Source organism: Streptomyces sp. CBMA29, from assembly GCF_014596445.1.
In the GTDB taxonomy this organism is placed as follows: domain Bacteria; phylum Actinomycetota; class Actinomycetes; order Streptomycetales; family Streptomycetaceae; genus Actinacidiphila.
Genome location: NZ_MECL01000004.1, coordinates 1 through 24,657, shown reverse-complemented (window position 1 = coordinate 24,657; position 24,657 = coordinate 1). Strand labels below are relative to the sequence as shown.

13 protein-coding genes and 1 riboswitch are annotated in these 24,657 nt (G+C 72.4%); of the genes, 8 read left to right on the top strand and 5 right to left on the bottom strand.

What is annotated here, in order from left to right:
- Nucleotides 1-140: 140 nt before the first annotated feature.
- Nucleotides 141-1,265: an ATP-binding protein gene (locus BGM09_RS01255; RefSeq protein ID WP_188279454.1), complete on the bottom strand. Its 1,125-nt coding sequence runs from the start codon at nucleotides 1,263-1,265 to the stop codon at nucleotides 141-143.
- 138 nt (nucleotides 1,266-1,403) lie between these two features.
- Between BGM09_RS01255 and BGM09_RS01250 the strand changes: the two genes are divergently transcribed.
- Together BGM09_RS01250 and BGM09_RS01245 are read left to right on the top strand one after the other, a co-directional pair.
- Nucleotides 1,404-2,768 (top strand): SWIM zinc finger domain-containing protein, encoded by a 1,365-nt coding sequence (locus tag BGM09_RS01250; RefSeq protein ID WP_188279453.1) that lies wholly within the window; start codon nucleotides 1,404-1,406, stop codon nucleotides 2,766-2,768.
- A gap of 274 nt (nucleotides 2,769-3,042) precedes the next feature.
- Nucleotides 3,043-4,644: a DUF5691 domain-containing protein gene (locus BGM09_RS01245; RefSeq protein ID WP_188279452.1), complete on the top strand. Its 1,602-nt coding sequence runs from the start codon at nucleotides 3,043-3,045 to the stop codon at nucleotides 4,642-4,644.
- A gap of 619 nt (nucleotides 4,645-5,263) precedes the next feature.
- Here BGM09_RS01245 and BGM09_RS01240 read toward each other — a convergent pair.
- A complete protein-coding gene (locus BGM09_RS01240; RefSeq protein WP_188279451.1) occupies nucleotides 5,264-5,677 on the bottom strand; it encodes a cobalamin B12-binding domain-containing protein in 414 nt (137 codons plus the stop codon).
- A 369-nt stretch (nucleotides 5,678-6,046) separates the two neighbouring features.
- Here BGM09_RS01240 and BGM09_RS01235 point away from each other — a divergent pair, with 369 nt between their 5' ends.
- Together BGM09_RS01235 and BGM09_RS01230 are read left to right on the top strand one after the other, a co-directional pair.
- Nucleotides 6,047-7,009, top strand: coding sequence for an alpha/beta fold hydrolase (locus BGM09_RS01235; protein ID WP_188279450.1), 963 nt, complete (start codon nucleotides 6,047-6,049; stop codon nucleotides 7,007-7,009).
- A 139-nt stretch (nucleotides 7,010-7,148) separates the two neighbouring features.
- Complete coding sequence (locus BGM09_RS01230; protein ID WP_317452478.1) at nucleotides 7,149-8,732, top strand: M23 family metallopeptidase; 1,584 nt, start codon at nucleotides 7,149-7,151, stop codon at nucleotides 8,730-8,732.
- Nucleotides 8,733-9,046: 314 nt separating this feature from the next.
- Here BGM09_RS01230 and pcrA read toward each other — a convergent pair whose 3' ends face one another.
- Nucleotides 9,047-11,518, bottom strand: a complete 2,472-nt coding sequence (gene pcrA / locus BGM09_RS01225; protein ID WP_188279449.1) for a DNA helicase PcrA — start codon at nucleotides 11,516-11,518, stop codon at nucleotides 9,047-9,049.
- 237 nt (nucleotides 11,519-11,755) lie between these two features.
- Between pcrA and BGM09_RS01220 the strand changes: the two genes are divergently transcribed.
- The 4 genes from BGM09_RS01220 to BGM09_RS01205 all read left to right on the top strand — a co-directional run bounded on the left by BGM09_RS01220 (nucleotide 11,756) and on the right by BGM09_RS01205 (nucleotide 17,461).
- Nucleotides 11,756-12,877, top strand: a complete 1,122-nt coding sequence (locus tag BGM09_RS01220; RefSeq protein ID WP_188279448.1) for a C40 family peptidase — start codon at nucleotides 11,756-11,758, stop codon at nucleotides 12,875-12,877.
- Between the two features lie 166 nt (nucleotides 12,878-13,043).
- Nucleotides 13,044-13,198, top strand: a riboswitch (cyclic di-AMP (ydaO/yuaA leader).
- A 7-nt stretch (nucleotides 13,199-13,205) separates the two neighbouring features.
- Complete coding sequence (locus BGM09_RS01215) at nucleotides 13,206-14,273, top strand: C40 family peptidase (RefSeq protein WP_188279447.1); 1,068 nt, start codon at nucleotides 13,206-13,208, stop codon at nucleotides 14,271-14,273.
- A gap of 391 nt (nucleotides 14,274-14,664) precedes the next feature.
- Nucleotides 14,665-15,789 (top strand): C40 family peptidase, encoded by a 1,125-nt coding sequence (locus BGM09_RS01210; protein ID WP_188279446.1) that lies wholly within the window; start codon nucleotides 14,665-14,667, stop codon nucleotides 15,787-15,789.
- 133 nt (nucleotides 15,790-15,922) lie between these two features.
- Nucleotides 15,923-17,461, top strand: a complete 1,539-nt coding sequence (locus BGM09_RS01205) for a VWA domain-containing protein (RefSeq protein WP_188279445.1) — start codon at nucleotides 15,923-15,925, stop codon at nucleotides 17,459-17,461.
- 39 nt (nucleotides 17,462-17,500) lie between these two features.
- On the opposite strand, the gene BGM09_RS01200 is transcribed toward BGM09_RS01205, so the two are convergent.
- The gene (locus BGM09_RS01200) at nucleotides 17,501-18,343 is read right to left on the bottom strand and encodes a hypothetical protein (protein WP_188279444.1); all 843 of its coding nucleotides are present in this window, start codon (nucleotides 18,341-18,343) and stop codon (nucleotides 17,501-17,503) included.
- Nucleotides 18,340-24,657 (bottom strand): RHS repeat domain-containing protein (locus BGM09_RS01195; RefSeq protein WP_188279443.1); only part of this gene is annotated, 6,318 nt, incomplete at its 5' end. The genes BGM09_RS01195 and BGM09_RS01200, both read right to left, overlap by 4 nt.

The window sequence follows — 24,657 nt, the reverse complement described above, 5'->3', positions numbered from 1 at the left end:
CGCCGCGGCCTCGCGAAGCCCGTCCGCCGCCGCGTCGCGGACGCCGTCCGCGGGATGGCCGCGTACCGCGGCGCCCCGGAGCGCGTCCGCCGGGGTCGGCCCCGGCCGGGCGGCCGTCGTCGTTGCCGCGCCGGAGGCGATCATGCCGACACCTCGCGGCAGGCGCGGTAGAAGTCCTTCCAGCCGTCCCGCTCGCGGACGACCGTCTCCAGATACTCGTGCCAGATCAGCCGGTCGGCGGCCGGGTCGCGGACGACGGCGCCGAGGATGCCCGCGGCGACGTCACCGGCCCGCAGCACGCCGTCACCGAAGTGGGCCGCGAGCGCGAGGCCGTTGGTGACCACGGAGATCGCCTCGGCCGTGGAGAGCGTGCCCGAGGGGGACTTGAGCTTGGTGCGGCCGTCCTCGGTGACGCCGCCGCGCAGTTCACGGAAGACGGTGACCACCCGGCGGATCTCGGTGGCGCCCTCCGGGGCGGCCGGGAGGTCGAGGCCACGGCCGAGCTGGTCGACCCGGCGGGAGACGATCTCGATCTCGTCCTCGGCGGAGGCGGGCAGCGGCAGCACGACCGTGTTGAAGCGGCGGCGCAGCGCGCTGGAGAGGTCATTGACCCCGCGGTCGCGGTCGTTGGCGGTCGCGATGAGGTTGAAGCCGCGTACGGCCTGTGTCTCGGCGCCCAGCTCCGGTATCGGCAGCGTCTTCTCGGACAGGATCGTGATCAGCGAGTCCTGGACGTCCGCCGGGATGCGGGTCAACTCCTCGACGCGCGCGAGCCGGCCCTCGGCCATCGCCCGCATGACGGGGCTGGGCACCAGCGCGTCCCTGCTGGGGCCGTTGGTGAGGAGCTGCGCGTAGTTCCACCCGTAGCGGATGGCCTCCTCGGGAGTGCCCGCGGTGCCCTGCACCAGCAGTGTCGAGTCGCCGCTGACCGCGGCGGCGAGGTGTTCCGACACCCAGGTCTTCGCGGTGCCCGGCACACCGAGCAGCAGCAGCGCCCGGTCGGTGGCGAGCGTGGTCACGGCCACCTCGACGATCCGCCGCGGGCCCACGTACTTCGGTGTGACGACCGTGCCGTCGGGCAGTGTCCCGCCGAGCAGGTAGGTGGCCACGGCCCAGGGCGAGAGATTCCACCGGGCGGGGCGCGGCCGGTCGTCCGCCGCGGCGAGCGCCTTGAGCTCGTCCGCGAACGCGTCCTCCGCGTGCGGCCTCAGGGCCTGCTCGGCGCCGGTGCCGCTGTCGGTCTCGGCACCCGTCGTACCGGTCATGGCTCTCCCCCACTCATCCGTCGGACCCGCGTGGTCCGAGCTGTTCTCCACGATGCACCCGACCACTGACAATCGGTCACAGCGCGCAATCCCCGCAGGTCAGAGCGATTGTCAGTGGGGGGTTCTACCTTCGAGGACATGGAGACGGAAGCACGGTGGACAGCGGATCAGGTCCTGGCGCTCGCGCCTGACGCCGCATCACGCAAGGCGGGCGCGCGGCTCGCCACACCCGCGCCGTGGTCCGGTGCGGGGACGGCCGGCGGCGCGGTGTGGGGGCTGTGCGCGGGCAGCGGCAGCAAGCCGTACCAGACGGTCGTGGATGTGAACGGGCCCGCGTACCGGTGCAGTTGCCCGAGCCGGAAATTCCCGTGCAAGCACGCGCTCGGACTTCTGCTGCTGTGGTCCGAGGGCGGGGCGGGTCCGGTCGGCGCGGGGGACGTGCCGGAGTGGGCCGCGCAGTGGATCGACGCCCGGCGGGAGAAGGCCGAGACGGTGGCCGGGACAGCCGCGGTCCGGGCGGAGTCGGGCCCCGCGGACCCGACGGCGGCGCGGCGGCGGGCCGAGCGGCGCGCGGTCCGCGTCGAGGGCGGGGCCGCCGAGCTGGAGCGGCGGCTCACCGACCTGCTGCGCGGCGGGCTCGCGGGCGCGGACCGCGCGGGCTATCAGCAGTGGGACGAGATCGCGGCCCGCATGGTCGACGCGCAGGCGCCGGGCCTGGCCACGCGGGTACGGGAGTTGGGGACGGTGGTCGCGGCGGGCGGCGACTGGCCGTCGCGGATGCTGGAGGAGACGGCGCTGCTGCATCTGCTGGCGCGCGGCTTCCTCGGCCGCCAGGGTCTGCCGGGGCCACTGGCCGACACAGTCAGGTCGCGGGTCGGATTCACCGTCGACACGGCGGAGTTGCTGGCCGGGCCGACCGTCCGCGGCCACTGGCAGGTCCTCGCGCAGTACGACAGCGCGGACGAGCGGCTGACCACCCGGCGGATCTGGCTGTACGACCGGGAGCCCGGCCGGTTCGCGCTGGTCCTGTCCTTCGGGGCGGTCGGCCGCGCGCCCGAACTGGCCCTGCCGGTGGGCGCGGTGCTCGACGCGGAGCTGGCCTACCACCCGGCGGCGCTGCCGTTGCGGGCCGCGCTCGGCGCCCGGCACGGCACGGTCGGCGCGGGCGGCGGGCCCTCGGGTAGCGGTCAGGGCGGCGCACCGGCCGGGACCGGTATCGACGCGGCGCTCGCGTCCTACGGCACCGCGCTCGCCGACGATCCCTGGCTCGACGCGTGGCCCGTCGTCCTGTCGGGAGTCGTCCCCATACCGGGGCCGGGCCGCTGGCAACTGGCGCACAGGGAAGGGCAGGACGCCGTCCCGCTCACCCCGGCCAGCACCGGCCTGTGGCGCCTCGCCTCGGTCTCCGGCGGCCACCCGGTCACCGTCTTCGGCGAGTTGGGCCCGACGGGCCTGCGCGCGCTGGCGGTCTGGCCGGACGGCGGGGGGACAGTGCCGCTCTAGGACAGGCCCTGGTCGCGGCGAAAGCGCGGGGGGGCGGGCGCGGGGCCCGGAGTCGGGCCCGGGTTTGGGTACGCACGGTTTACGGGGGACGGGTACGGGGGCGCGGGGCGGCCCGCGCGGGGGACGGTTCGCGACTGCGGAGGGGGCAGCCGCGCGCGGGAACCCGGCGGGCCGGGCCCGGCAGGAGCGGCGGAATCAGCGACAGCGGCAGGAGAAGCGGAAGACGCGGAGGAGATCCGCGAGGCGACGTCGTGGAGTGCGAAGGGGGAATGTGATGAGCATCGGTTGGGACGATCTGGTCGGCAGCGCGCTGCTGGGCACCGAGCGGCGGCGGCCCGCGATCGTGGCGGGGGACGCCGACGAGGCGGCGGCGGGGCTGCTGGACGCGGCGGCGGCCGGGGTGGTGCGGCGGCGTGCCGGGGTACGGCCGGGGGTGGCGCGGGAGCGCCCGGGTCTGGCACCCCCCGACACGCGGCAGCCGCTGCCCGAGGCGGCCCGGCAGCGGCTGGACCGGCTGCTGACGGACCGTACCGGCGGCGGTTCCGGCAACCGGCGGGGGTCGGCGCCGAATCTGGCCGAGCTGCTGCCGCAGTGGCTCGCGGAGGCCAACCTCCTCGGGTACGGGGCGCCGCCCGCCCTGCTGCCCGCGCTGCTGGACGCCGCCAGGGCGCGGACGGACCTGCGGACGGACGCGGTGGCGCTGGCGGGACCGCGCGGGCTGTGGCTGGCCGGGCTGAATCCGGACTGGAAGTTCGTGCTGCGCTCGGGCCACCGGGGCCTGGCGGCGGCGCCCGAGGACCCGGATGCGGCCGAACGGCTGTGGGAGGAGGGTCTGTTCGCGGAGCGGGTCGCGCTGCTCACCCGGATCAGGCTGGCCGACCCGGCCCGCGCGCTGGCGCTGCTGGTGTCCACCTGGAGCGGCGAGCGCGCCGAGGACCGGCTGATGTTCCTGGACTCGCTGCGAGTGGGCCTGTCGGGGGCCGACGAGCCGTTCCTGGAACCGGCGTTGACCGACCGCAGCCGCAATGTCCGCTCGACGGCGGCCGAGCTGCTGGCCGCGCTGCCGGAGTCCGCGCTGGCCGGGCGGATGGCGGACCGGGCCAGGAGCTGCGTGTCGCTGGGCCCCGACGGCATCACGGTGGAGGCGCCGTACGAGTGCGACGCGGGGATGGAACGGGACGGGGTGGCGCCCAAGCCGCCGAGCGGACGGGGTGAAAGGGCCTGGTGGCTGGGCCAGTTGGTGGACGCGGCGCCACTGGCGACCTGGGGTGCGCGGTTCGGCGACCGCGACCCGGAACAGATCATCGCGCTCCCGGTGCTGGACGACTGGCAGGCCGATCTGCACGCCGCCTGGTGCCGGGCGGCGGTTCGGCAGCACGACACGGGCTGGGCGCGGGCCCTGCTCGGCCCTCCCCCGGCGCCGTCCTCGCCGGTGGCCGCGGTCGGCGACCCCGCGAAGCTGCTGTCGATCCTGCCGGAGGGCGAACGGGCCACGTGGGTGGCGGAGTTCATCGCCACCCACGGACTGTCCGAGGCGTTCCAGATGCTGGGCGTGTGCGCGGTGCCGTGGTCGGAGCCGCTGGGCCGGGCCGTGGTGGACGCCCTGGACATCGCGCGGGACGCGGGCAGTTACCCGTGGAGCTTCAGCGGCGTGATGGGCCTGGCCGAGCGCTGTCTCGACCCGGCGGCGGCCGACCAGGTCGGGGTGCTCAGCGCGGCGGCGGAGGAGCCGCCGGACGGTTCGCCGGGCGCGGGCGCGTACTGGTCGGAGGCGTTCCAGCGGCTGACGGGCACACTGCGGCTGCGGGCGGTGATGCTGGCCGAACTGCGCGGCGAAGCCGCCGCCCCCGGGGCGCCGGGAAACGGGGGTGAGTGATCATGTGGCCGCGTCTCGCACGGCACCGCCGTGGCCGAGTCGCCCCGCCGACGGAACCCGGCGCCCGGCGGAGGAGGCGCTGGGAGCCGCCCCAGGCGAGCCTGTCCGGCAAACCATCGGCGGACCGGGCGATGCCTGGTGCGTGCGAGCGCAAGTCGCCGGACCGACCGCCAGCGCGGCTCCGGCGCCGGAAACCGGGGCCAGGCACGACCGCCAGCCCCGAGCCGACCACAGCTCCCGGGACGGCGGCGGGAACGCCGAACAGGCCAGCCGTGATCCGCCAGAAGCACTCAAGCCCGGCGCCAGCGCCAGAAACCGGAGCCAGCCCCGGACCGGGGCCAGGCACGACCGCCAGGCCCGAACCGACCGCAGGTCCCGGCGCGGCGGCAGGGGCCCCGAAGGGGCGGTTCATGATCCGCCGGGACCCGGGGCCAGCCCCGGACCGGAGCCAGGCGCGACCGCCAGTCCCCAGCCAACCGCAGGTCCCGGCACGCCAGCAGGGGCCCCGAAGGGGCGGTTCATGATCCGCCGGAAACCGGAGCCAGGCACGACCGCCAGCCCCCAGCCGACCGCAGGTCCCGGGGCCCCGGAGGGGCCGTTCGTGATCCGCCGGAAGGGCTCAGGCGTCGGTGGCCTGGTGGACGTTGGCGCGTACCCAGTCCACGGCGGCGGTGGTCGGGGTGCCGGGGGTGAAGATCGCGGCGACGCCGAGTTCCTTGAGGGGCGCGATGTCGGCCTCGGGGATGATGCCGCCGCCGAAGACCTTGATGTCCAGGGCGTCGCGCTCCTTGAGCAGTTCGAGGACCTTCGCGAAGAGCGTCATGTGGGCGCCGGACAGGATCGACAGGCCGATCGCGTCGGCGTCCTCCTGGATGGCGGTGTCGACGACCTGCTCGGGCGTCTGGTGCAGGCCGGTGTAGATGACCTCCATACCGGCGTCCCGCAGGGCGCGGGCGATCACCTTGGCCCCGCGATCGTGGCCGTCGAGACCCGGCTTGGCCACCACCACGCGGATCGGACCGGACACTCCCATCACTGCCTCCATGCGTACGGCTCGCGGGCCGGGAAATCGGGCTGCGGTCGCGGACGGCGGGCCACAGTGTGAACGAACGTTATCGCCCCGCTCCGCCGCCCGACAGTTTCGCGGGACACAGGGAGGGGGAAATCACACAGTGGGACACATTCACCACGGGTGGGACCCCGCGGCACGGCTCGTCACGGTGTGGGACACGCCGGAGCCGTCGCTCACCGGTCCGGCCCGCTGTGGAGGAGCCGCTGTCAGGATGCCGTGTTCCCGCGCTCGCAGCCGCAGAGCACGGGAACACGGCCTCCGCTCCGGCCCTCGACAGGGCACGCCGGGCCCACCGGGCCGCACGGAGCGTGCCGTGACGGGAGGTGGGCCATGACCGTCGGACCAGCCGATTCGCCGGACGCCACGACACCGGCCAGTACACCGGCCAGTACACCGGCCAGCAGCCCGGCCGCCACCCCGGCCGCCGCCGGCCCTCCATCGGCCGCCAAGGATCCGCCCGCCGGGGCGGTGACGGCCCCGCTGGCCCGGCTGCTGCACGGCGCCGCGCTGGTCAAGGCCACCGCGTTCGACCTGGCGATCCTGGCGGGCCACCTGCTGCTCTACCCGACGGGGATACTCCCCGCGCGGACGGCCGCGCCCGCACCGAGGACGCCCGCGATAGGCAGGGCGCCCGGCGGAGCGCTGCGGCTGCCGACCGAGGGCAGGTCCCACCCGCCCGTGGTGATGCTGCACGGCTTCGTGGACAACCGGTCGGTCTTCTCCCTGCTGCGCCGCTCGCTGCTGCACCACGGCTGGACACGGGTCGACGCGCTGAACTACTCACCGTTGACCTGTGACGTACGCAGAGCGGCCGAGCTGCTGGGGCGGCATGTCGAGCGGATCTGCGCGGAGTCCGGGCACCGCCGGGTCGACCTGGTCGGACACAGCCTGGGCGGGCTGATCGCGCGGTACTACGTACAGCGGCTGGGCGGTGACGCGCGGGTGCGGACGCTGGTCACGCTGGGGACACCGCACACCGGGACCAGGGTGGTTCCGCTGCTGACCCCGCTGCCGATCGTGCGGCAGATGCGGCCGGGGTCGGCGCTGCTGGAGGAGCTGTCGCAGCCCGCGCGGGGGTGCGGGACGCGCTTTGTGTCGTTCTGGAGCGACCTCGACCAGTTGATGGTCCCGGTGGCCGCGGCGCGCCTCGAACATCCGGATCTTTCGGCGGAGAACATCCGGGTGAGCGGAATCGGCCACCTGGCACTGCCCGTGCACCGGGGTGTGGCCGCCGAGATACGGGAAGCACTGAGCGGGAAGGAGCTCTGGAGGAGCGCGATCGACGCCGCATAACGGACACGTAACGGTCGAATATCAACCGAACACCGGGCAAGGCGGACGCCAGGTCGCCGGAGAAGATTGTCGGCCGCCCGTACGGGGAGCTACAGTCACCGCTAATTCTCCTGCTGCCTAGGCGAAAGAGAAGCTGGCGGTGAACGCACGTCCTCCGTCGGGGTACGCCCCCGACTACGACGCCTACGGGTATGACGCTTATTCCACGGGCGCCAACCAGACCGTCGGCACCACCTTCGCTGACCCCGATCCGCTGTACGGCCACGCGCCGGACGCGACCGGCAGTTATGCGTATGCCCCGCAGCCCCCGCAGTACGCACACGGGTACGGCTACGACACCGGTTACGGCTACGACCAGGGGCAGGCGCAGGCCCAGCCCCAGGGCCAGCAGCCCCACGTACCGGCACAGTCCCAGCCCGCCGACGCGTACGACACCGGCACGTACACCTCGTACGACACGGGCACGTACGACACGGGCGTCTACGACACCGGCATGTACGCGGCCGGGCCCGGGGCCTACGACACCGGAACCTACGACACCGGGACGTACGACACCGGCGGCTACGCGGCGTACGACCCGTACGCGACGCAGGGCGCGGGGACGTACTACGACACGGGGACGTACGACAGCACGGCGTTCTACCAGCAGCCGTATCAGGAGCAGGGCCAGCAGGCCCAGCCGCAGGCTCCGGTCCAACAGCCGCAGCAGGACTGGGACTCGGGCGCGTATCCGACGTACGGCTACGGGTACGGCTACGACGCCGGCGGCGACACCGGTGTGTACGAGCAGATGGCGCCGTTCCACGAGGAGCCGCAGCCGCACCCGCGGGTCGAGGAGCCGGTCGCGGAACCCGTCGCCATGACGGCTGAGTTCGAGACGGTCGAGACGGTCGAGCCCGTGACGGCGACGGCCGAGGCGGTCTACGACGACGAGCCCGCCGTGGAGCACGACTACGCGGACGCGTTTGCGGCGGACGGCGAGCCGGTAGCGCGCAGCCGACGCCGAAAGCCCGCCCGGCGGTCGGCGCTGCTGACCGTGGCGGTCCCTTCCGTCGCGGTGATGGGCGTGGCGGCCGTGGGCGCGGCGGCGGTCTCCGGGGTCGGCGTCGCCGACTCCTCGAAGACCCAGGCCGACGGCGGGAGTTCGGCGACCGACGCGAACGCGCCGACGACGCAGTTCGACCGGCAGCTCGCCGGGGTGAGCGCCGACGCGAACGACTTCGCGGACCGCGCGAGCCGTACGCAGGAGCGGATCGACCTCAAGGACCGTGTGGCGGCGGCGAAGAAGGCCAAGGCGGACGCGGCGGCCCGCAAGGAGGCGCTGCGGCCGAAGTTCCTGCTGCCGGTGGCGGAGAAGGGCCTCAGCGCGTACTTCGGCCAGGCCGGCGTCAACTGGATGGCGCTGCACACCGGCATCGACTTCCCCGTGTCGGTGGGGACGCCGGTCATGGCGGTCACGGACGGCACCGTCCGCACGCAGTGGAACAGCTCCTACGGCAACATGGCGATCGTCACGGCGGCCGACGGCACGGAGACGTGGTACTGCCACCTCAGCAGTACGAAGATTCGCAGTGGGTCGGTCAAGGCGGGCACCGTCATCGCCTACTCCGGCAACACCGGCAACACCACGGGCCCCCACCTCCACCTTGAGGTCCGCCCTCACGGCGGCTCCCCGATCGATCCGCTGCCCTGGCTTCTGGCCCACGGCCTCGACCCCCGCTGACGCCCTGCGGGCGGGGCTTGTTCGGGGCGTTCCCTCCGCACAGGTGGGTACGCCCCCAGGGGCGCGGCCCCTGTACGTCCACCCTGCGGGCGGGCTGTGCCCTGTCAGGGGCGCTGGGGGCACCTCCCAGCGGTAGCTGGGGGAGGAACTGCGCGCTCAGCCACGACGCTTCCGCAGGTGACCACCCGCCCCGGCGGGGCAGTTCGGTTGACTCCGGACCACCCGCCGGTGGGGGCTTGTCGCGCAGTTCCTCCCCCAGCGCACCTGAAAAGATTCGGCCTGCCGCCCCGGCAAGAGCCCCGCCTCGGCAGAGGCTAGAGCTTCTCCACCGGTGCGTATCGCAGCAGAAGCTGCTTCGGGCGCTCGTCGCCGAAATCGATGGTGGCCTTTTCGTCGCCCGGCTGGCCGGTGACGGAGATGACGGTGCCGAGGCCGAACTGGTCGTGGGTGACGCGGTCGCCGACCTTGAGGGAGATGACGGGGCGGTCGCCGGAGGAACGGCGGGTGGCGAAGCCGCCGGCGGCGCCGGAGCGGCCGCGGGCGGTGACGGAGGAGGCCACGGAGGCGGCGGCGCGCGTCATGGGCCCCGCGGACCCCCCGGCGGAGCCGAGCCGCTTCCACTCGATCAGCTTCGGCGGAATCTCCTCCAGGAAGCGCGACGGCGGGTTGTAGGACGGCTGGCCCCAGGCGCTGCGCATCGTCGAGCGGGTCAGGTAGAGCCGTTCGCGGGCGCGGGTGATGCCGACGTAGGCGAGCCGCCGCTCCTCCTCCAGTTCCTTGACCTGGCCGAGCGCCCGCATGTGCGGGAAGACGCCGTCCTCCATGCCGGTGAGGAACACCACGGGGAATTCCAGGCCCTTGGCGGTGTGCAGGGTCATGAGGGTGATGACGCCGCCGGAGTCGTCCTCGTCGGGGATCTGGTCGGAGTCGGCGACCAGCGCGACCCGTTCCAGGAAGTCGGCGAGGGTGCCCGGCTCGTCCGCGTCCCGCTCCTGCTCGAACTCCAGGGCCACGGCGGCCAGTTCCTGGAGGTTCTCCACGCGGGTCTCGTCCTGCGGGTCGGTGGACGCCTGCAACTCGGCCAGATAGCCCGTGCGTTCCAGCACGGCCTCCAGGACGACCGCGGGGCCCGCGCCGGACTCCACGATGGTGCGCAGCTCCTCCAGGAGCGTGTTGAAGCGCTTGACGGCGTTCGCCGAGCGGGCCGCCATCCCGTACGCCTCGTCCACTCGCCGCAGCGCCTGCGGGAAGGTGATCCGCTCGCGCGCGGCCAGCGCGTCGATCATCGCCTCGGCGCGGTCGCCGATGCCCCGCTTGGGGACGTTGAGGATGCGGCGCAGCGGCACGGTGTCCTCGGGGTTGGACAGCACCCGCAGATACGCCAGGACGTCGCGGACCTCGCGCCGCTCGTAGAAGCGGACGCCGCCGACGACCTTGTAGGGCAGGCCGACGCGGATGAAGACTTCCTCGAAGACACGGGACTGCGCGTTGGTGCGGTAGAAGACGGCGACGTCGCTGGGGCGGGCGTCGCCCGCGTCCGTGAGCCGGTCGATCTCCTCGGCGATGAACTGCGCTTCCTCGTGCTCCTGGTCGGCGACGTAGCCGACGATGACCGGGCCGTCGCCGGACTCGGTCCACAGGTTCTTCGCCCGCCGCCCCGCGTTGCGCTCGATGACGGCGTTGGCGGCCGTGAGGATCGTCTGCGTGGAGCGGTAGTTCTGCTCCAGCAGGATCGTGCGGGCCTGCGGGTAGTCCTCCTCGAACTGGAGGATGTTGCGGATCGTCGCGCCGCGGAAGGCGTAGATCGACTGGTCGGCGTCACCGACCACGCACAGTTCGGCCGCGTCCTCGTTCTGGTCGGTGCCGACCAGCTCGCGGACCAGCGTGTACTGGGCGGTGTTGGTGTCCTGGTACTCGTCGACCAGGACGTGCCGGAAGCGCCGCCGGTAGTGCTCGGCGATGTCGGGGAACGCCTGGAGCAGATTGACGGTGGTCATGATGATGTCGTCGAAGTCCAGCGCGTTGGCGTCCCGCAGCCGCGACTGGTACATCGCGTACGCCTCGGCGAGCTTCTTCTCGAAGGGGTTCTCCGCGGTGGCCGCGAAGGTCTCCTCGTCGGTCAGCTCGTTCTTCAGATTCGAGATCTTCGCGCTGAACGACTTCGGCGGGTACTGCTTGGGGTCCAGGTCGAGGTCCCGGCAGACCAGCGCCATCAGCCGCTTGGAGTCGGCGGCGTCGTAGATCGAGAACGACGAGGTGAAACCGAGCGACTTGGACTCGCGGCGCAGGATGCGCACGCACGCGCTGTGGAAGGTGGAGACCCACATCACATTGGCGCGCGGGCCGACCAGCTCCTCGACGCGCTCCTTCATCTCGCCCGCTGCCTTGTTGGTGAAGGTGATGGCGAGGATGGAGCCGGGGTGCACGTGCCGGGCGCCGAGCAGATAGGCGATCCGGTGGGTGAGCACCCGGGTCTTGCCTGAGCCCGCGCCCGCGACGATGAGCAGCGGGCCGCCCGCGTGCTCGACGGCGGCGCGCTGCTGCTCGTTGAGCCCTTCCAGGAGCTGCGCGGGGTCGGTGGCGGGCCGCGGGGCGCCGTCACGGTAATACGCGTCCCGCCCGGCGGCCTGCGGCGGCGGTCCGTCGAACCGGCCGCCGAACAGGTCGTCCGGTACGTGCTCGCCGCCGGGGCCCCCGTCCTCCGGGGGCGGCGGAGCGGTGGGGTCGGCGGGCTCGGGGGCCACATGCAGACCGTTCAGGAAGTTGTCGTCAAAGAGGCTGCTCATCGCTCCCCGAGTCTAGAGCCCGGCACCGACACCCCACGGCCCTTCCGGCAACGGCTCCCGGCGGACGGGCCCATTACCCTTACCCCGTAATCCCGTTACCACGCACCGTGACAATGGGAAATGATTACGAAAAGGTATCGGGCCTATCGGACACCGCTCTTCCCAGCAGCCCGGAGCGTTGGCTACGGTCTCGCTCCAGCAGCGTCCGGATGGGCGTCCGAAAGGAGTCCGCGCGCCATGGCGACACACCGTAAGGCTCGCGCCGCGATCCTCAGCACCCCCGGCCCGCGTACGGCCGTGGGAATCACGACGGCCGCGCTGGCCACCGTGACCCTCTTCGCGGAGAGCGCCAGTGCCGAGCCGGCCAAGCCGAAGCAGCCGAGCATCGCCGAGGTGAAGGCGAAGGTCGACGGGCTGACGCACCAGGCCGAGGTGGCCACGGAGAAGTACAACGGCATCAAGGAGTCGACCGACGCGCAGAACGCGAAGGTCAACCGGCTCCTGGAGCAGGCCGCGAAGAAGACGCAGGCGTTGAACGACTCGCGCCGGGTCCTCGGGCAGTACGCCGCCGCGCAGTACCGCGCCGGGGGCGACGACTCGACCGGCCGCTATCTGCTGGCCACCGATCCGCAGTCGATGCTCGACCAGGTGCACCTGTCGGACGTGCTCGGCAAGCGGCAGCAGAAGGCCGTCGAGTCGTACCGGGTGCAGCAGGCCGCGGCCACGCAGCAGCGCATCGAGGCGGCCAAGAGCCTGGCGACGCTCACCACCCAGCAGGCCGAACTGCGCACCGCCAAGCGGGATGTGCAGACCAAGCTGGGCGAGGCGCAGAAGCTGCTCAACGGCCTCAACGCGCAGGAGAAGGCGCGGCTCGCGGCGCTGCGGGCCAAGCAGGAGGAAGAGGCGCGCGTCAAGGCCGCCGCCATCGCGGCCAAGGAGAAGGCGGCGGCCGAGGCCGCGGCGAAGGCCGCGAAGGACTCCTCGACGCCGACCGTGCCGAGCACGGGTTCCTCGAAGGCCGCCGACGCCATCGCCTTCGCGCGCAAGCAGCTCGGCAAGCCGTACGTGTGGGGCGCGACCGGGCCGACGTCGTACGACTGCTCGGGGCTCACCCAGGCGGCGTGGAAGGCGGCCGGGGTCGATCTGCCGCGGACGACCTGGGACCAGGTGAACGCCGGCACCCGGGTGTCGGAGTCGAATCTCCGGCCGGGCGACCTGATCTTCTTCTACAGCGACATCAGCCACGTCGGCCTCTACATCGGCGGCGGCCAGATGATCCACGCGCCGCACACCGGCACCGTGGTCAAGATCGCCCCGATTACCGAAATGCCGTTCTACGGGGCGGTCCGTCCCGCATAGTCCACCCGGCATAGTCCGACTTGTCCGGACGCCGTCGCGCTCACAAACGGTAAGATCACAAAGCGATTTCGGTCACATTGCAATCCAAACTTCCCAAGGCTCGCACAAGTTGACTACGGTAGCCCGCTAGGTGGTGAGCTTCCCCGTCGGCTGAAGAGCCGACAGCGAACCACCTCCGCTCAATCCGGCCCAGGCCGGAGCCGGGGACCCAACAGCACGTGGGGTGAATCGGAACGGACGCCGCAGCAGGCGTCGGGACCGTAGGGCGACCTTCAGCCCGAACCCGTCAGCTAACCCGGTCGGCGGTATTCGGAAGGAGTCGCCTCCCTTGGCGTCGCACCGCAAGCCGCGCAATCGCATACTGTCCACGGCCGGTCCACGGGCCGCCGTCGGAATCACCACCGCGGCCCTCGCGTCGGTCACCCTGCTCAGCGAGAGCGCCAGCGCGGCGCCCGCGAAGCCCTCGATCACCGAGGTCAAGGCGCAGATCGACCAGCTCAACCAGGACGCCGAGGTGGCGACGCAGCACTTCGACGCCGCCAAGGAGAAGACCGACGACCAGCGGGCCAAGGCCAACCAGCTCCTGGCGCAGGTCGCGCAGAAGACCGCGAAGATGAACGAGACGCGGCGGGTGCTCGGGCAGTACGCCACCGCCCAGTACCGCGACGGCGGCCTCGACCAGACGACGCAGTTGCTGCTGACGGACGACCCCGAGAAGTTCTTCGACCAGTCGCACATGATGGACCGCATCTCCACCACGCAGGAACAGGCGCTGGAGACCTTCAAGGTCCAGCAGGAGCAGGCGTCCATCCAGCGCGCGCAGGCCACCAGGAGCCTCAACGAGCTGACCGGCGCGCAGAACAAGCTCGCGGCCGAGAAGAAGAACGTCCAGACGAAGCTGGCCGCCGCGCAGAAGCTGCTCAACAGCCTCAACGCGCAGGAGCGCGCCAAGCTCGCCGCGATGCGGCCCACCGCCTCCACCAACTCCTCCGGTTCCTCGAACTCCACGGCGAGCAACGTCAGTTACACCTACAACGGCCCGGCGTCCGGCCGCGCCGCCGCCGCGATCCAGTTCGCGATGTCGCAGCGCGGCAAGCCGTACTCCTCCGGCGCCACCGGCCCCGGCGCGTACGACTGCTCCGGACTCACCCAGGCCGCGTACCGCTCCGCCGGTATCTCCATCGGCCGCACCACGTGGGACCAGGTCAAGGACGGCACGGCCGTCTCGCAGTCCGACCTGCGCCCCGGCGACCTGGTGTTCTTCTACTCCGGCATCAGCCACGTCGGCATCTACATCGGCAACGGCCAGATCGTGCACGCCCCGCACAGCGGCGCGGTCGTCGAGGTCGCCCCGATGAGCTGGATGCCCTTCGCGGCGGCCCGCCGCATCGCCTGAGCCCGCGCCACCTGAGCCCGCGCCGCCTGAGCCCGCGCCGCCTGAGCCCCGCGCCGCCGGGCTCGTAGCCCCGCGTAGCACCCCGTGCCCGGTCGGACATCCCGACCGGGCACTTTGGTCAGCAGGCGCGCGCATATGACCGGGTCACCCGTCGAACGGCGGTCGTTTACGGTCACGAGCCGGTCGAATCGGAGCAGTCCCGGTCTCCTTCCCCTGGCGCACCCCCGGTCAGGTTTAGCGTCGCTCCCCAGGTGACCGATCCCCACAGCCGTCAGGACCGTGGCGGCGCGGTCACCCCCGCCGAAGGTCCGGCGGCGCTCTGCTCCCCCGTGCAGGCGTCGCCGGGCCTCCGCGCGGGCCCCGTCGGAGCACTGGAAGGAATGACGGCCGCATGGCCTCCCACAGTCCCGCCTCACACCGCAGAACCTCGGCGGCGCGTACGTCCGCCCGTACGTCCGCCCGTACGTCGGCGCTCACCGCGACCCGCGCCGCCATCACCGTGGCACTCGCGTCCGCCGCCTCGGTGAGCCTGCTCGGCGAATCCGCCCTCGCGGACCCGCGGCCGCAGGCACCGGCCTCGCTCAGCGAGGTGAAGGACCAGGTCGACACGCTCTACCGGCAGGCGGAGGCCGCCACCGAGCAGTACAACGGCGCGAAGGAGCAGGCCGACCGGGCCCGCGCCGCGGTCGACGGCCTCCAGGACGAACTGGCCCGCAAGACCGCGCGGCTGAACGCCACCCGCGACACGATCGGCACGCTCGCGGCGGCGCAGTACCGTACCGGCTCGCTCGACCCCAGCGTGCAGCTCGCGCTCAGCTCCTCGCCCGACACGTATCTGGACCGGGCCGGGATGCTCAACCGCCTCGACTCGCGGACGGCGACCGCGCTCGCGCAGCTCACCGAACAGCAGCGGGACGTCACCCGTACCCATGACGCGGCCGACGCGAAACTCGACGCGCTCAAGGACGCGCAGTCCGAACTGGCCGCGCGCAAGGCGACCGTGCAGGGCAAGCTGCGGGCGGCGCAGGCGCTGCTCGACCGGCTGACGGCCGCCCAGCGCGCGGCCGTCGAGGCCACCGACACGCCGTCGTCAGGACCGGCCACGGTGACCCGCGGCAGCGCCCGTACACCGCTGCCCGGTGACACGACGCCCGTCGCCGCGCCGTCCTCGCGCGCCGCCCAGGCCGTCGCCTTCGCCTACCGCGCGCTCGGCCTGCCGTACGTCTGGGGCTCCACCGGGCCCCACTCGTACGACTGTTCCGGCCTCACCCAGGCCGCCTGGAGGGCCGCGGGCGTCTCGCTCCCGCGCACCACGTACACCCAGATCAACGCGGGCACCCGTGTCTCCGAATCCCAGCTCCAACCCGGTGACCTGGTCTTCTTCTACTCCGGCATCAGCCACGTCGGCCTCTACATCGGCGGCGGCCAGATGATCCACGCCCCGCACCCGGGCGCCCCGGTCCGTATCGCCCCGATCTCCGAGATGCCCTTCGCGGGAGCGACCCGCCCCACCTGACCGAGGCCGCCCGTCCGCTGAGCCGCCCGTCGGCACGTCCACCCCGCCCACCGGTCCGCGCGTCAGGCGTTGATACGAAATCCGGACAAGCCCTTCTCCTGACGAACCGGCCGACTCCGGGCACACTTGCCCCATGACGTCTACGCCGCTGAGCAAGGGTGCGAATGTGCCGGTCGCCGTGCCCGCCGTACGGGCCGAACTGGCCTGGGGAGCGGGCGGCGGGCCCGACGCCGACGCGTCGGCGCTGCTGCTGGCGGGCGGCGGAAAGGTGCGCGACGACGCCGACTTCGTCTTCTACAACCAGCCCGGACACGCGTCGGGGGCCGTACGGCACGCGGGGAAGCGGCAGGCGGCCGTGGTCACCGACACCATCGAGGTCGACCTGGCCCGCGTCGAGCCGGGGATCGAGCGGATCATGCTGTGCGCGTCCGCCGACGGCGGCGCCTTCGGCGCGATGACCGGCCTCGGGCTGCGGCTGCTGGACGCGGCGTCCGGCGCCGAACTGGCGTATTTCCCGGTGGCGGCGACGTCCGAGACGGCGCTCGTCGCGGGCGAGCTGTACCGGCGCGGCGACGGCTGGAAATTCCGCGCGGTCGGCCAGGGGTACGCCTCGGGGCTCGCGGGGCTCGCCACCGACTTCGGCATCAGCGTGGACGAGGAGGAGGAAGCGGCACCGCCCGCCGCGCCCGTTCCCGCGCCCTATCCCGTGACCGCGCCCGCCGCCGCGCCGCCGATGCCCGCCGCGCCCCCGCCGCCCGCGTCCCCGTACGCGTCGGCGTCCCCGCCCCCGCCCCCGTCCTCGTACGGCGCACAAACACCGCCCGCGCAACCGGCCTCCCCGTACGGATCTCCGTACGGCGCGCGACCCGCGCCCGGAAACGCGTCGGCGGCTGCCCCGGGCTCCGGCGTGCCCTCCCTGGTCAAGGGCGAGGAGCACCTGCCGGTCGACATGCGCAAGCGGCTGTCGCTGCGCAAGGAGCAGGTCGCGGTGAGCCTGCGCAAGCACGGCGCCGACAACGTCCGGGCGCGGGTGATCATCGTGCTGGACGCGTCGGGGTCGATGTCCCGGCTGTACTCGCAGCGCGTGGTGCACGACGTGGTGGAGCGGATGGCGGCCGTGGCCGCCGCGCTCGTACCGGACGGCGTCATGCAGGCGTGGACCTTCGCCAGCAACCCGGCGCGGCTGCCCGACCTCGACCTCGGCTCGCTGCCGCAGTGGCTGGAGCTGCACGTCCGGGTCGGCTCGATCGGCATCTTCAAGCGCCGCAAGCCGTCCGCGAACGGCCAGGTGGACATGAAGCTGGTCGGCTTCGGCAACGAGGAGCAGAAGGTCATCGCGCAGGTACGGGACTACGTGCGCGGCGCCCCGTCCGCCGCCCCGACGCTCGTGCTCTTCTTCTCCGACGGCGGTGTCTACCGCAACGCGGAGATCGAGCGCGAGCTGCGCGGGGCCGTCGAGGAGCCGCTGTTCTGGCAGTTCGTGGGCCTGGGCCAGTCCAACTACGGCGTCCTGGAGCGCTTCGACACGATGAGCGGCCGCCGCGTGGACAACGTGGGCTTCTTCGCCGTCGACGACATCGCCGGCCTCTCCGACGCGGAGCTGTACGACCGCCTGCTCACCGAGTTCCCGTCCTGGCTGAAGGCGGCGACGGCCGCGGGCATCCTGCGCTGAGCCCGCGCCCGCGGCCGTACACCTCCACCGGTCGCCGGGTCAGTACCGCCCGGCGACGAGCAGCAGCAGCGCGCCGAGGACGGCCAGCCCGGCCGCCGAGACGAGCGACGCCAGCCAGGCCCGCGTCCACCGCGGCTGCCGTACGGACCCGTCCGCCGAGGAGCCGGGGCCGGTGCCGGGGCCGGTGCCGGGGCCGCCGCCCGGCTCCGCCCACAGGTAGCCGAAGAAACCGGCCCCCGTCACCACGCACGCCAGCAGCCACGCGGGGCCGCTCGCGCGCCGGTGCCGGGTCACCGCCAGCGTCCGCAGGACCACCAGGAGACCGGCGAGCAGCGCCGCCACCCGCAGCCACGCCCACGGGGTTAGCAGGACGTACGCGGTCGGCACCAGCAGTGTCAGGCCGCCGGCGCCGTAGGAGCTGTCGAAGCTCCGTACGGCGAGGCCGTCCGCCGCGGGTCCCGCCTGCCGCCTGATGTCCGCGGTGAACTCGCCGACGACACCGGCCCGGCCGCCGGGGAAGGGATTCGCGGGCCGGTAGGTGTACTGCCGTTCGGTCAGCGGCCCGGCGCTCCAGCGGACGGTGATCCCGTCGGAGCCCTGGTCGTCGACCCGTACCGAGTGGGTCCGCCCGGCCTCGATGTCCCGCGCCAGGGCGGCGGTCGACCCGCCGCCGGGCACGATCCGCAGCAGCACGGTGGCGAAGGACAGCACCAGCACGGCGAGCAGCGCCCAGCGGGCGGGCCCCCAGAGCCGGTCGAGCCGGCCGGCGAGGCCGTGACCGCCGGAACCGGCCCCGCCGGAACCGTGACCGCCGGAGCCCGGTCCCCCGGGCTCCCCGCCGTCCGGTGCGGCGGGGAGCGTGGCGTGCGAGCCGGTGGTCACTCGACGCTCACCGTGATGGACCAGTAGTACTCCTGGTACACGCTCGCTCCTCCGTAGCCCTGCTTGATGTCCGGGACTCCGAAGTGGAAGGCGGACGCGGTGCCGGTGTCGTTGAACGCGGCGAAGGCCACGGTCATGGAGTGGTCCTTCTTGTTCTGGTTGACCACCTGGTACACGAGGTCGTAGCCGCCGGTGAAGGCTTCGGGGATCTTGGTGCCCACGCGCCCCCTGGTGGCCATGCCGCTGAGGTCCTTGGGCAGGTTCTTCATCTTCTCCCCGAGGTTCTTCCCGTCGACATAGTCGTCCTGGCCTCCGAGCGCGTCAATGTCGGCCCCGAAGTCGGCGTCCGAGACCGCCCTGGCCAGATTCCTGATGATCTGGAGACTGTGGCCGTTGAACGCCAACTGCTGTGTGAGCAGGCTGTTCGCGTCGAACGGCACATTGGCGCCCTTGCCGCCGAGCCACAGTTGCAGCAGGTCGGTCCAGGTCAGTTGCGGCGAGTTGCCGCCCATCTGGTTGCAGGCGGCCATGGTGCCGGAGGTCACGGACGCGCCGACCTTGCAGGGGTTGGTGTTCCCGGCGAGGGCGAGGACGTAGTCGCGCAGTTCCTTGGCCAGGGCCGCGTGGACGTTCTTCTCGTTCTTGTCGTCCTTCCAGGTGTTCTGCTGGAGCGCGGCGAGCGCGTTCTGGCAGGCCCGGTCGCAGCCGCCGCTGCCACTGCTGTTGCTGTTGCCGCCGCCGCTGTGGGACGGCCGGTTCCCGGGGTCGCGGTCCGGGTGGTAGACCGAGCCCTTGCCGGGCACGCCGTTGTGGCAGCCGGTGATGACGCCGGTCATGCACTCGGGCACGCCCTCACCCGTCGGGTCGGCGAGCCCGGTGGGGTTGTCGGCGGCGTAGACGTAGCCGTTGAGGGTCTGCGCCTTGTCGGTCTGGAGCAGCGGGTCGACGCTGATGAAGCGGCCGGTCGACGGGTCGTACTCGCGGGCGCCGATGTGGACGAGTCCGGTGCCGGTGTCCGCGGGCTTGCCGAGGAAGGTCTTGTCGTCGGGCCACGCCGTCGCGGGCGCGCTGCCGCGGGCGGCGCCGAACGGGTCGGTGTAGCGCTTGGTGACGGCCTGCGTGCCGGCGTCCACGGCGAGGCTGCTGGTGCCGTGGTTGTCGCCCGCGAGCCAGGTCAGGGTGGTGGCGCCGGACTGGGTGGAGCGCACCGCGATCGCCGGTCCCCCGGCGCCCGCGGTGTACGTGCGGACCGCCCAGGTGGTGGTCTTCCCGGCGCTGACCTTGCTGTGGATCTCGGTGGCGCCCAGGTAGACGACGCTCTCGCCGTCGCCCGCGGACGCCCGGCGGATCAGCAGGCTGTCACCCGCGTCGTAGAGGTAGTCGGTGACCTTGGCGCCCTCGGTGGTCCTGTTCAGGTCGCCCTCGCTGTTCCAGGCCAGCGTCTGCGAACTGCCGCTCGGGCCGGGCCTCTTGGTGGTGTCGCCCGCCTCGTCGTAGCCGTACGTGGCGGTCGCCCCGGTGCAGCTCGCCGCGGCCGTGGCGGTGGTCAGGGCGTGCGGGTGGGCGGAGTCGTTGTAGCAGGACCGGGTGGTGCTGTCGCCGCCCGAGGTGTGCTGGGTCTGGGTGAGCCGCAGCCCCGCCGGGTTGTAGGTCCAGCCGGTGGAGTACGGGGCCGCGCCGCCGGTCGTGGTGCTCGCGCAGTCGGCGTCGGCGGGCGTCCAGGCGCTGGTCATCCGCTGGTAGCCGTCGTAGCCGAAGCACTGCGTGTCGGCCTGCGCGGCGCCGCCCTGCGTGGTCGGGTCGGCGATCTTGGTGACGTTCCCCGCGTCGTCGTAGCTGTAGTTGAGGTCCTGCGTCATGTACGGGTGGGTCTGGTCGGTGACCGAGGAGCGGGTCAGCCGGCTGGTGCCCTCCTCGTAGACGTTGGTGATGTACGCCTTCTTCACCCCGGACGCCGAGGTGGCCAGGGTGAGTTGCTGCGGTTCGCCGAGCGCGGAGTAGGCGGTGTCCTGGAGGTAGCCGCTGGTGCCGGTGGCGGTCTCGATCTGGCCGGTCGGCGTGTAGCCGTAGCTGACGGACTCCTGCGGCAGGCCGCCGACGGCGGGCTCGGTGGTGTGCTGGAGGCTGCCGTCGACGTTGTAGTAGGCGGAGTAGCTGTAACTGGCCTTCGCCGCACCGGACTTCACCAGCGGGTCGGTGGCGTCGAGGTCGATCTCGCTGCCGGTGACGTGGTAGGCGTCGTCGTACGCGGTGACCTTCTGGGTGTACGCCTTCCCGGCGAGACCGCCGTCGTAGCGGGTGGAGGTGTCGAGCTGCCCCGCGGCGGCCGTGTCGTACGTCCACGCGGCGATCTTCGTCGCGTCGGACACGGCCGTCTCCCACTCGCCGGTCTTGCGGCCGAGCGTGTCGTACCCGAACAGCAGCGTCTTGTGCGTGGAGCCGGTCGTCGTGGCGATCTGGTCGAGCGCGTTGTACGTGGTCGACGTGGCGCCCATGTCCGGGTCGCTCGCGGAGACCTGACGGCCGAACAGGTCGTAGCCCCAGCTCCACTTGGCGGTGTCGGGGCCGGTGGCGGTGGACTGCTTGCCGTCCCTGGTCAGGCCGTACAGGGTGCTGGTGTGCGCGGGCAGCGGGGCGGCGGCGCCGTAGTCCGCGTCGGCGGGCGAGGCGCCCGAGTAGTCGCGGCGCTCGACGGTGCGGCCGAGCGCGTCGGTGATCACACGGGAGGCGGTGCCGCCCGGCTGGGCGCTGGTGGCCGTCGAGTCACCGGTGTACGTGGAGGTGACGGTGACGCCCTTCTGCACGCCGTAGACGAGCAGCTTGTCGGAGGCGGTGCGGCCCGCGCCGTCGAAGGTGATCTCGTGCTGGGTGGGCGCGCCGCCGTATTCGGCGCGGGCGTACGTGCCGCTCGGCGTGTGGTCCTGGTCGAAGATCCCGGCGAAGGTCTCGTACGCCAACCCCCGTGAGTCGTAACGGGTGTCGGTGAGGACCCGGCCGCCCAGCGGGCTCGGCGACTGCGTCTGGAGCGGGCGCAGCAGCGCGTCGTCGATCTGGTACGTGACCCTGCGGACGTTGTTCGGGCCGAGCGTGGAGGTGCTGACGTACGGTGCCGAGCCGCGCTCCATGTGGTAGCCGTAGACGATGCTGGCGCTGTCGCCCGCCGACTTCACGCGGCCCGGCTGCCACACGCCGGTCAGCCGTCCCAGCCCGTCGTAAGTCAGCTCGGTCTTCTTGGTGTTGACGTCGTAGGTGGTGGTCGGCAGGCCGCGCCGACCGTCGTAGAAGGTCGTGGTCTTCTGGCTCTTGGCGTTGGTGATCACCGAGCGGGTCGGGACGCCCGCGCCGGTCGGGGTGTAGGTGTTGGACGTCGGGTTGCGCGCGCCGTCCTTGGCGAGCGTCATCCGGCCGAGGGCGTCGTAGCCCGAGGTGCCGGTGGTCTGCCAACTGCTGGGATTACGGTCGCCGTTGGCGTCCGCACCCGCCGGGTACGCGGCGGCCCGGCCCTTCCACATCGCGTCGCCCCTGGCCGGGCTCTGGTTCGCGGTCCAGGCCGTCGCGGTCGAACTGTCGTAGACGGTCGCGGTGTCGGCGAGCACATCGCCGCGCGTGGCGCTGTTCGCGGGCAGCGACAGCGACGCGTCGGCGGTGCCGCACGGCTGGCCGACCGTACGGACCCTGGAGGTCAGGGAGTTGATGCCCGCGCTGTCGTTGCGGGCGTACCAGGTGCGGGTGCAGGTCTCGTCGCCGCTCCTGGCGGTGTCGCCCGCGTCGTCGACCGTGACCGGCATGCCGTAGGAGTCGTATGTGCTGGCGGTGGCGCTGGTGCGCCACTTGGCGGGCACGGTCAGATAGGTGTCGGTGTACGTCTTCGCGGTGCGCACGTAGTACGCCTCGACGTCGGCGTACGACTTGTGCTGCGTGGCGGTCCTGGCCGACCACGGGTCGTTGACGGTCGCCGAGACGGGCATGTCCCCGTTGTAGGTGACCTGTTGGCGCTGGAAGCCCGCGTACTGGTCGGAGTCGGTGAGCGCCGCCGTGGCCAGTCCCGGCACGGTCAGCCCCGCCACGGTCACCGTACGGGCGCCGCCCGCCTTCACCTTGTCGCCGTTCATGCCCTGCATGTAGCGGGTGACGGTCCTGAGCCGGTTGCCCGCGTCGGTCCCGGAGTACGAGGTGACCGTGCCGTAGCCGCGGAAGACCGACCAGGTACGCTCGTCGTCGGGTGTGAACGGGCTGTCGTTGTAGTGCCACGCCGGGTCGGTGTAGACGTAACGCTGCTCCAGCGCCTCGTTGTCGCCCGCCGGGTCGGAGGTGGTGACGTCCACGACGCGGTACTTGTGGAACCAGTCGAGCCCGGCGTCCTCGGCGCCGTTGATGTGCCAGTACTGCGGATAGCAGTTCATGGTGTCGCTGTCCTCGGCGGCCGGCATGTGCGAGCCGCGCACGCACTCCGGCGTCGACATCGTGACGCTGGTGACCGCGCCGGTCTCCGAGGTGACCGACTGGATACGGGGCCGGTGCAGCGGCAGGATGTCGTCGGTCGCGTCGACCCGGTTCGCCAGCATCTGGTAGGTGAACGACACCGGGTCCAGCGGTACCTCGGCGCCGGCCTCGCCGGTCCGCTTGATCGAGTCGAGCACCAGCGTCTGGTCACTGCTGTCGCCGAGGTCACCGGCGTCCAGATACCTCTCCGCCAGCGCCCAGGAGTCGACGGGCGTGTACGAGGTCCCCGAGAGCACCAGGGCCTGCACCGAGGTGAGGCGCTTGCGGGTGAAGAACGACGGCGACTGGGCGGCGCAGTCGGTGTCGGACGCGCCGGACGCGCAGATCGCGTCGAAGGGCACGTCGGGCCAGTTGTCCGCGGTGTCCTTGGTCAGCTTCGAGCAGTCCGAGGCGGTGCAGCGCTCGGTGTAGCCGAAGGTCACCTCGTAGGGCGCGGTGGCGGTGAAGAGCGTGTCGGAGCGCTGCCCGTAGAGGATCTTGTCGAGGTGACCGCCGCGCGTGTAGGAGGCGTTGGCGGTCTTCGAGCCGTTCTTCTTGTAGGAGTTGGACTCCGCCGTGTACCAGTAGGACTCGGCGTTGCCGTGGGTGTCGACGACGTAGTCGAGGTTCCAGCGCCACGCCTGGTTGTAGGAGCGGTCGGCGAAGGCGCTGCCCTTGGCGTAGCCGGGTTCGCCGGAGTCGTCGCCGAACACCGGTACGGTCCATACGGAGTTGGTGCGCTGCGTGCCCGCGCCGGTGAGTTTGTTGAGGCCGAAGACGTACTTGGTGCCGTCGCCGGTCGTCACCGTCCAGAACTCGCCCGCGCCGTCCACGCTGTCGCCCTCGTCGCCGTTGTCGGCGCCCGTGGAGTGGGTGACGGTGGAGGCGTCGTCGTCGGCCAGCCGCCACTTCCCGTTCGTGTCGTCCTTGACCAGCTCCGTCGACTTGCCGTTCAGGACGACCGAGGCGTTGTCGAACTTCCAGCACTGGTCGAAGACCTCGGCGTGCCCGTCCTTGTCGCAACCGCCGTACTGGCGCTCGACGTAGGAGTCCGCGGAGACGGTGAAGCCCTCACCGACCTGCGAGCCCTGGTTGTTGGTCGAGGCGGTGCGGCCGTCGATGCCGCCGGAGTCGTAGGTGAGCGTCACCGCGGGCACCGGGCCCGCGACGGACGGCGTGACCTCCATCGGGTACGACCAGTCGAAGGAGCCGGAGGAGGTGCCCGCCGACCACTTGGAGGACGCCGACAGGGGGGTGGCGCTGTAGTCACCGCTGCCCTTGGCGGACTCGCCGCTGTCTGCGGTGACGGCGAAGGCGCTCAGGGTGCTCGCGTCGGAGCCGGCCGTGGCACCGACCTCGGCACTCACGTCGGCTGAAATCGTCTGCCGGGCAAGGTCGTTGGCGGACGACGGGACCGGGGTCCTGGTCCTGCACCGCGCCTTGTTCGGGGTGGTCAGGGCGCACGCCGGGAGCCGCACCAGGCGCAGACGGCCGGACCAGTCGCCGCCGTAGGCGGAGGCGAAGGAGGAGTAGTCGACGGAGACGTGGACGCGTGCGCCGGCCGGGTCGGTGTGCGCGGCCGAGGCCGAACTCACCTTGTCCGCGCGGGGTTTGACGGCGAGCAGTACGCCTCGTACGCCTGCCGCGTCCGTCGCGGCCCGGTCCAGGACGGTGACCTCGGAGGTGCCGGACGCGGCGCTCTTGAGGGTGCTGCCCTTCGGCCAGACCGTGTGCTGCTCGGCGAGCGCGCGGCGCGCGCGCTGGTCGTCGGCCGCCCTGCCCGCCGCGACCTTCGCGCGGGCCTGCTGCGCGCCGAGGCCCGCGGTGTGCAC

Excerpts from the sequence above, each read along its gene's own strand:
- BGM09_RS01245 (WP_188279452.1), top strand. The coding sequence starts at position 3,043 with ATGAGCATCGGTTGGGACGATCTGGTCGGCAGCGCGCTGCTGGGCACC.
- BGM09_RS01255 (WP_188279454.1), bottom strand. The coding sequence starts at position 1,265 with ATGACCGGTACGACGGGTGCCGAGACCGACAGCGGCACCGGCGCCGAG.
- BGM09_RS01250 (WP_188279453.1), top strand. The coding sequence starts at position 1,404 with ATGGAGACGGAAGCACGGTGGACAGCGGATCAGGTCCTGGCGCTCGCG.
- BGM09_RS01210 (WP_188279446.1), top strand. The coding sequence starts at position 14,665 with ATGGCCTCCCACAGTCCCGCCTCACACCGCAGAACCTCGGCGGCGCGT.
- BGM09_RS01205 (WP_188279445.1), top strand. The coding sequence starts at position 15,923 with ATGACGTCTACGCCGCTGAGCAAGGGTGCGAATGTGCCGGTCGCCGTG.
- BGM09_RS01220 (WP_188279448.1), top strand. The coding sequence starts at position 11,756 with ATGGCGACACACCGTAAGGCTCGCGCCGCGATCCTCAGCACCCCCGGC.
- BGM09_RS01235 (WP_188279450.1), top strand. The coding sequence starts at position 6,047 with ATGACCGTCGGACCAGCCGATTCGCCGGACGCCACGACACCGGCCAGT.
- BGM09_RS01240 (WP_188279451.1), bottom strand. The coding sequence starts at position 5,677 with ATGGGAGTGTCCGGTCCGATCCGCGTGGTGGTGGCCAAGCCGGGTCTC.
- pcrA (WP_188279449.1), bottom strand. The coding sequence starts at position 11,518 with ATGAGCAGCCTCTTTGACGACAACTTCCTGAACGGTCTGCATGTGGCC.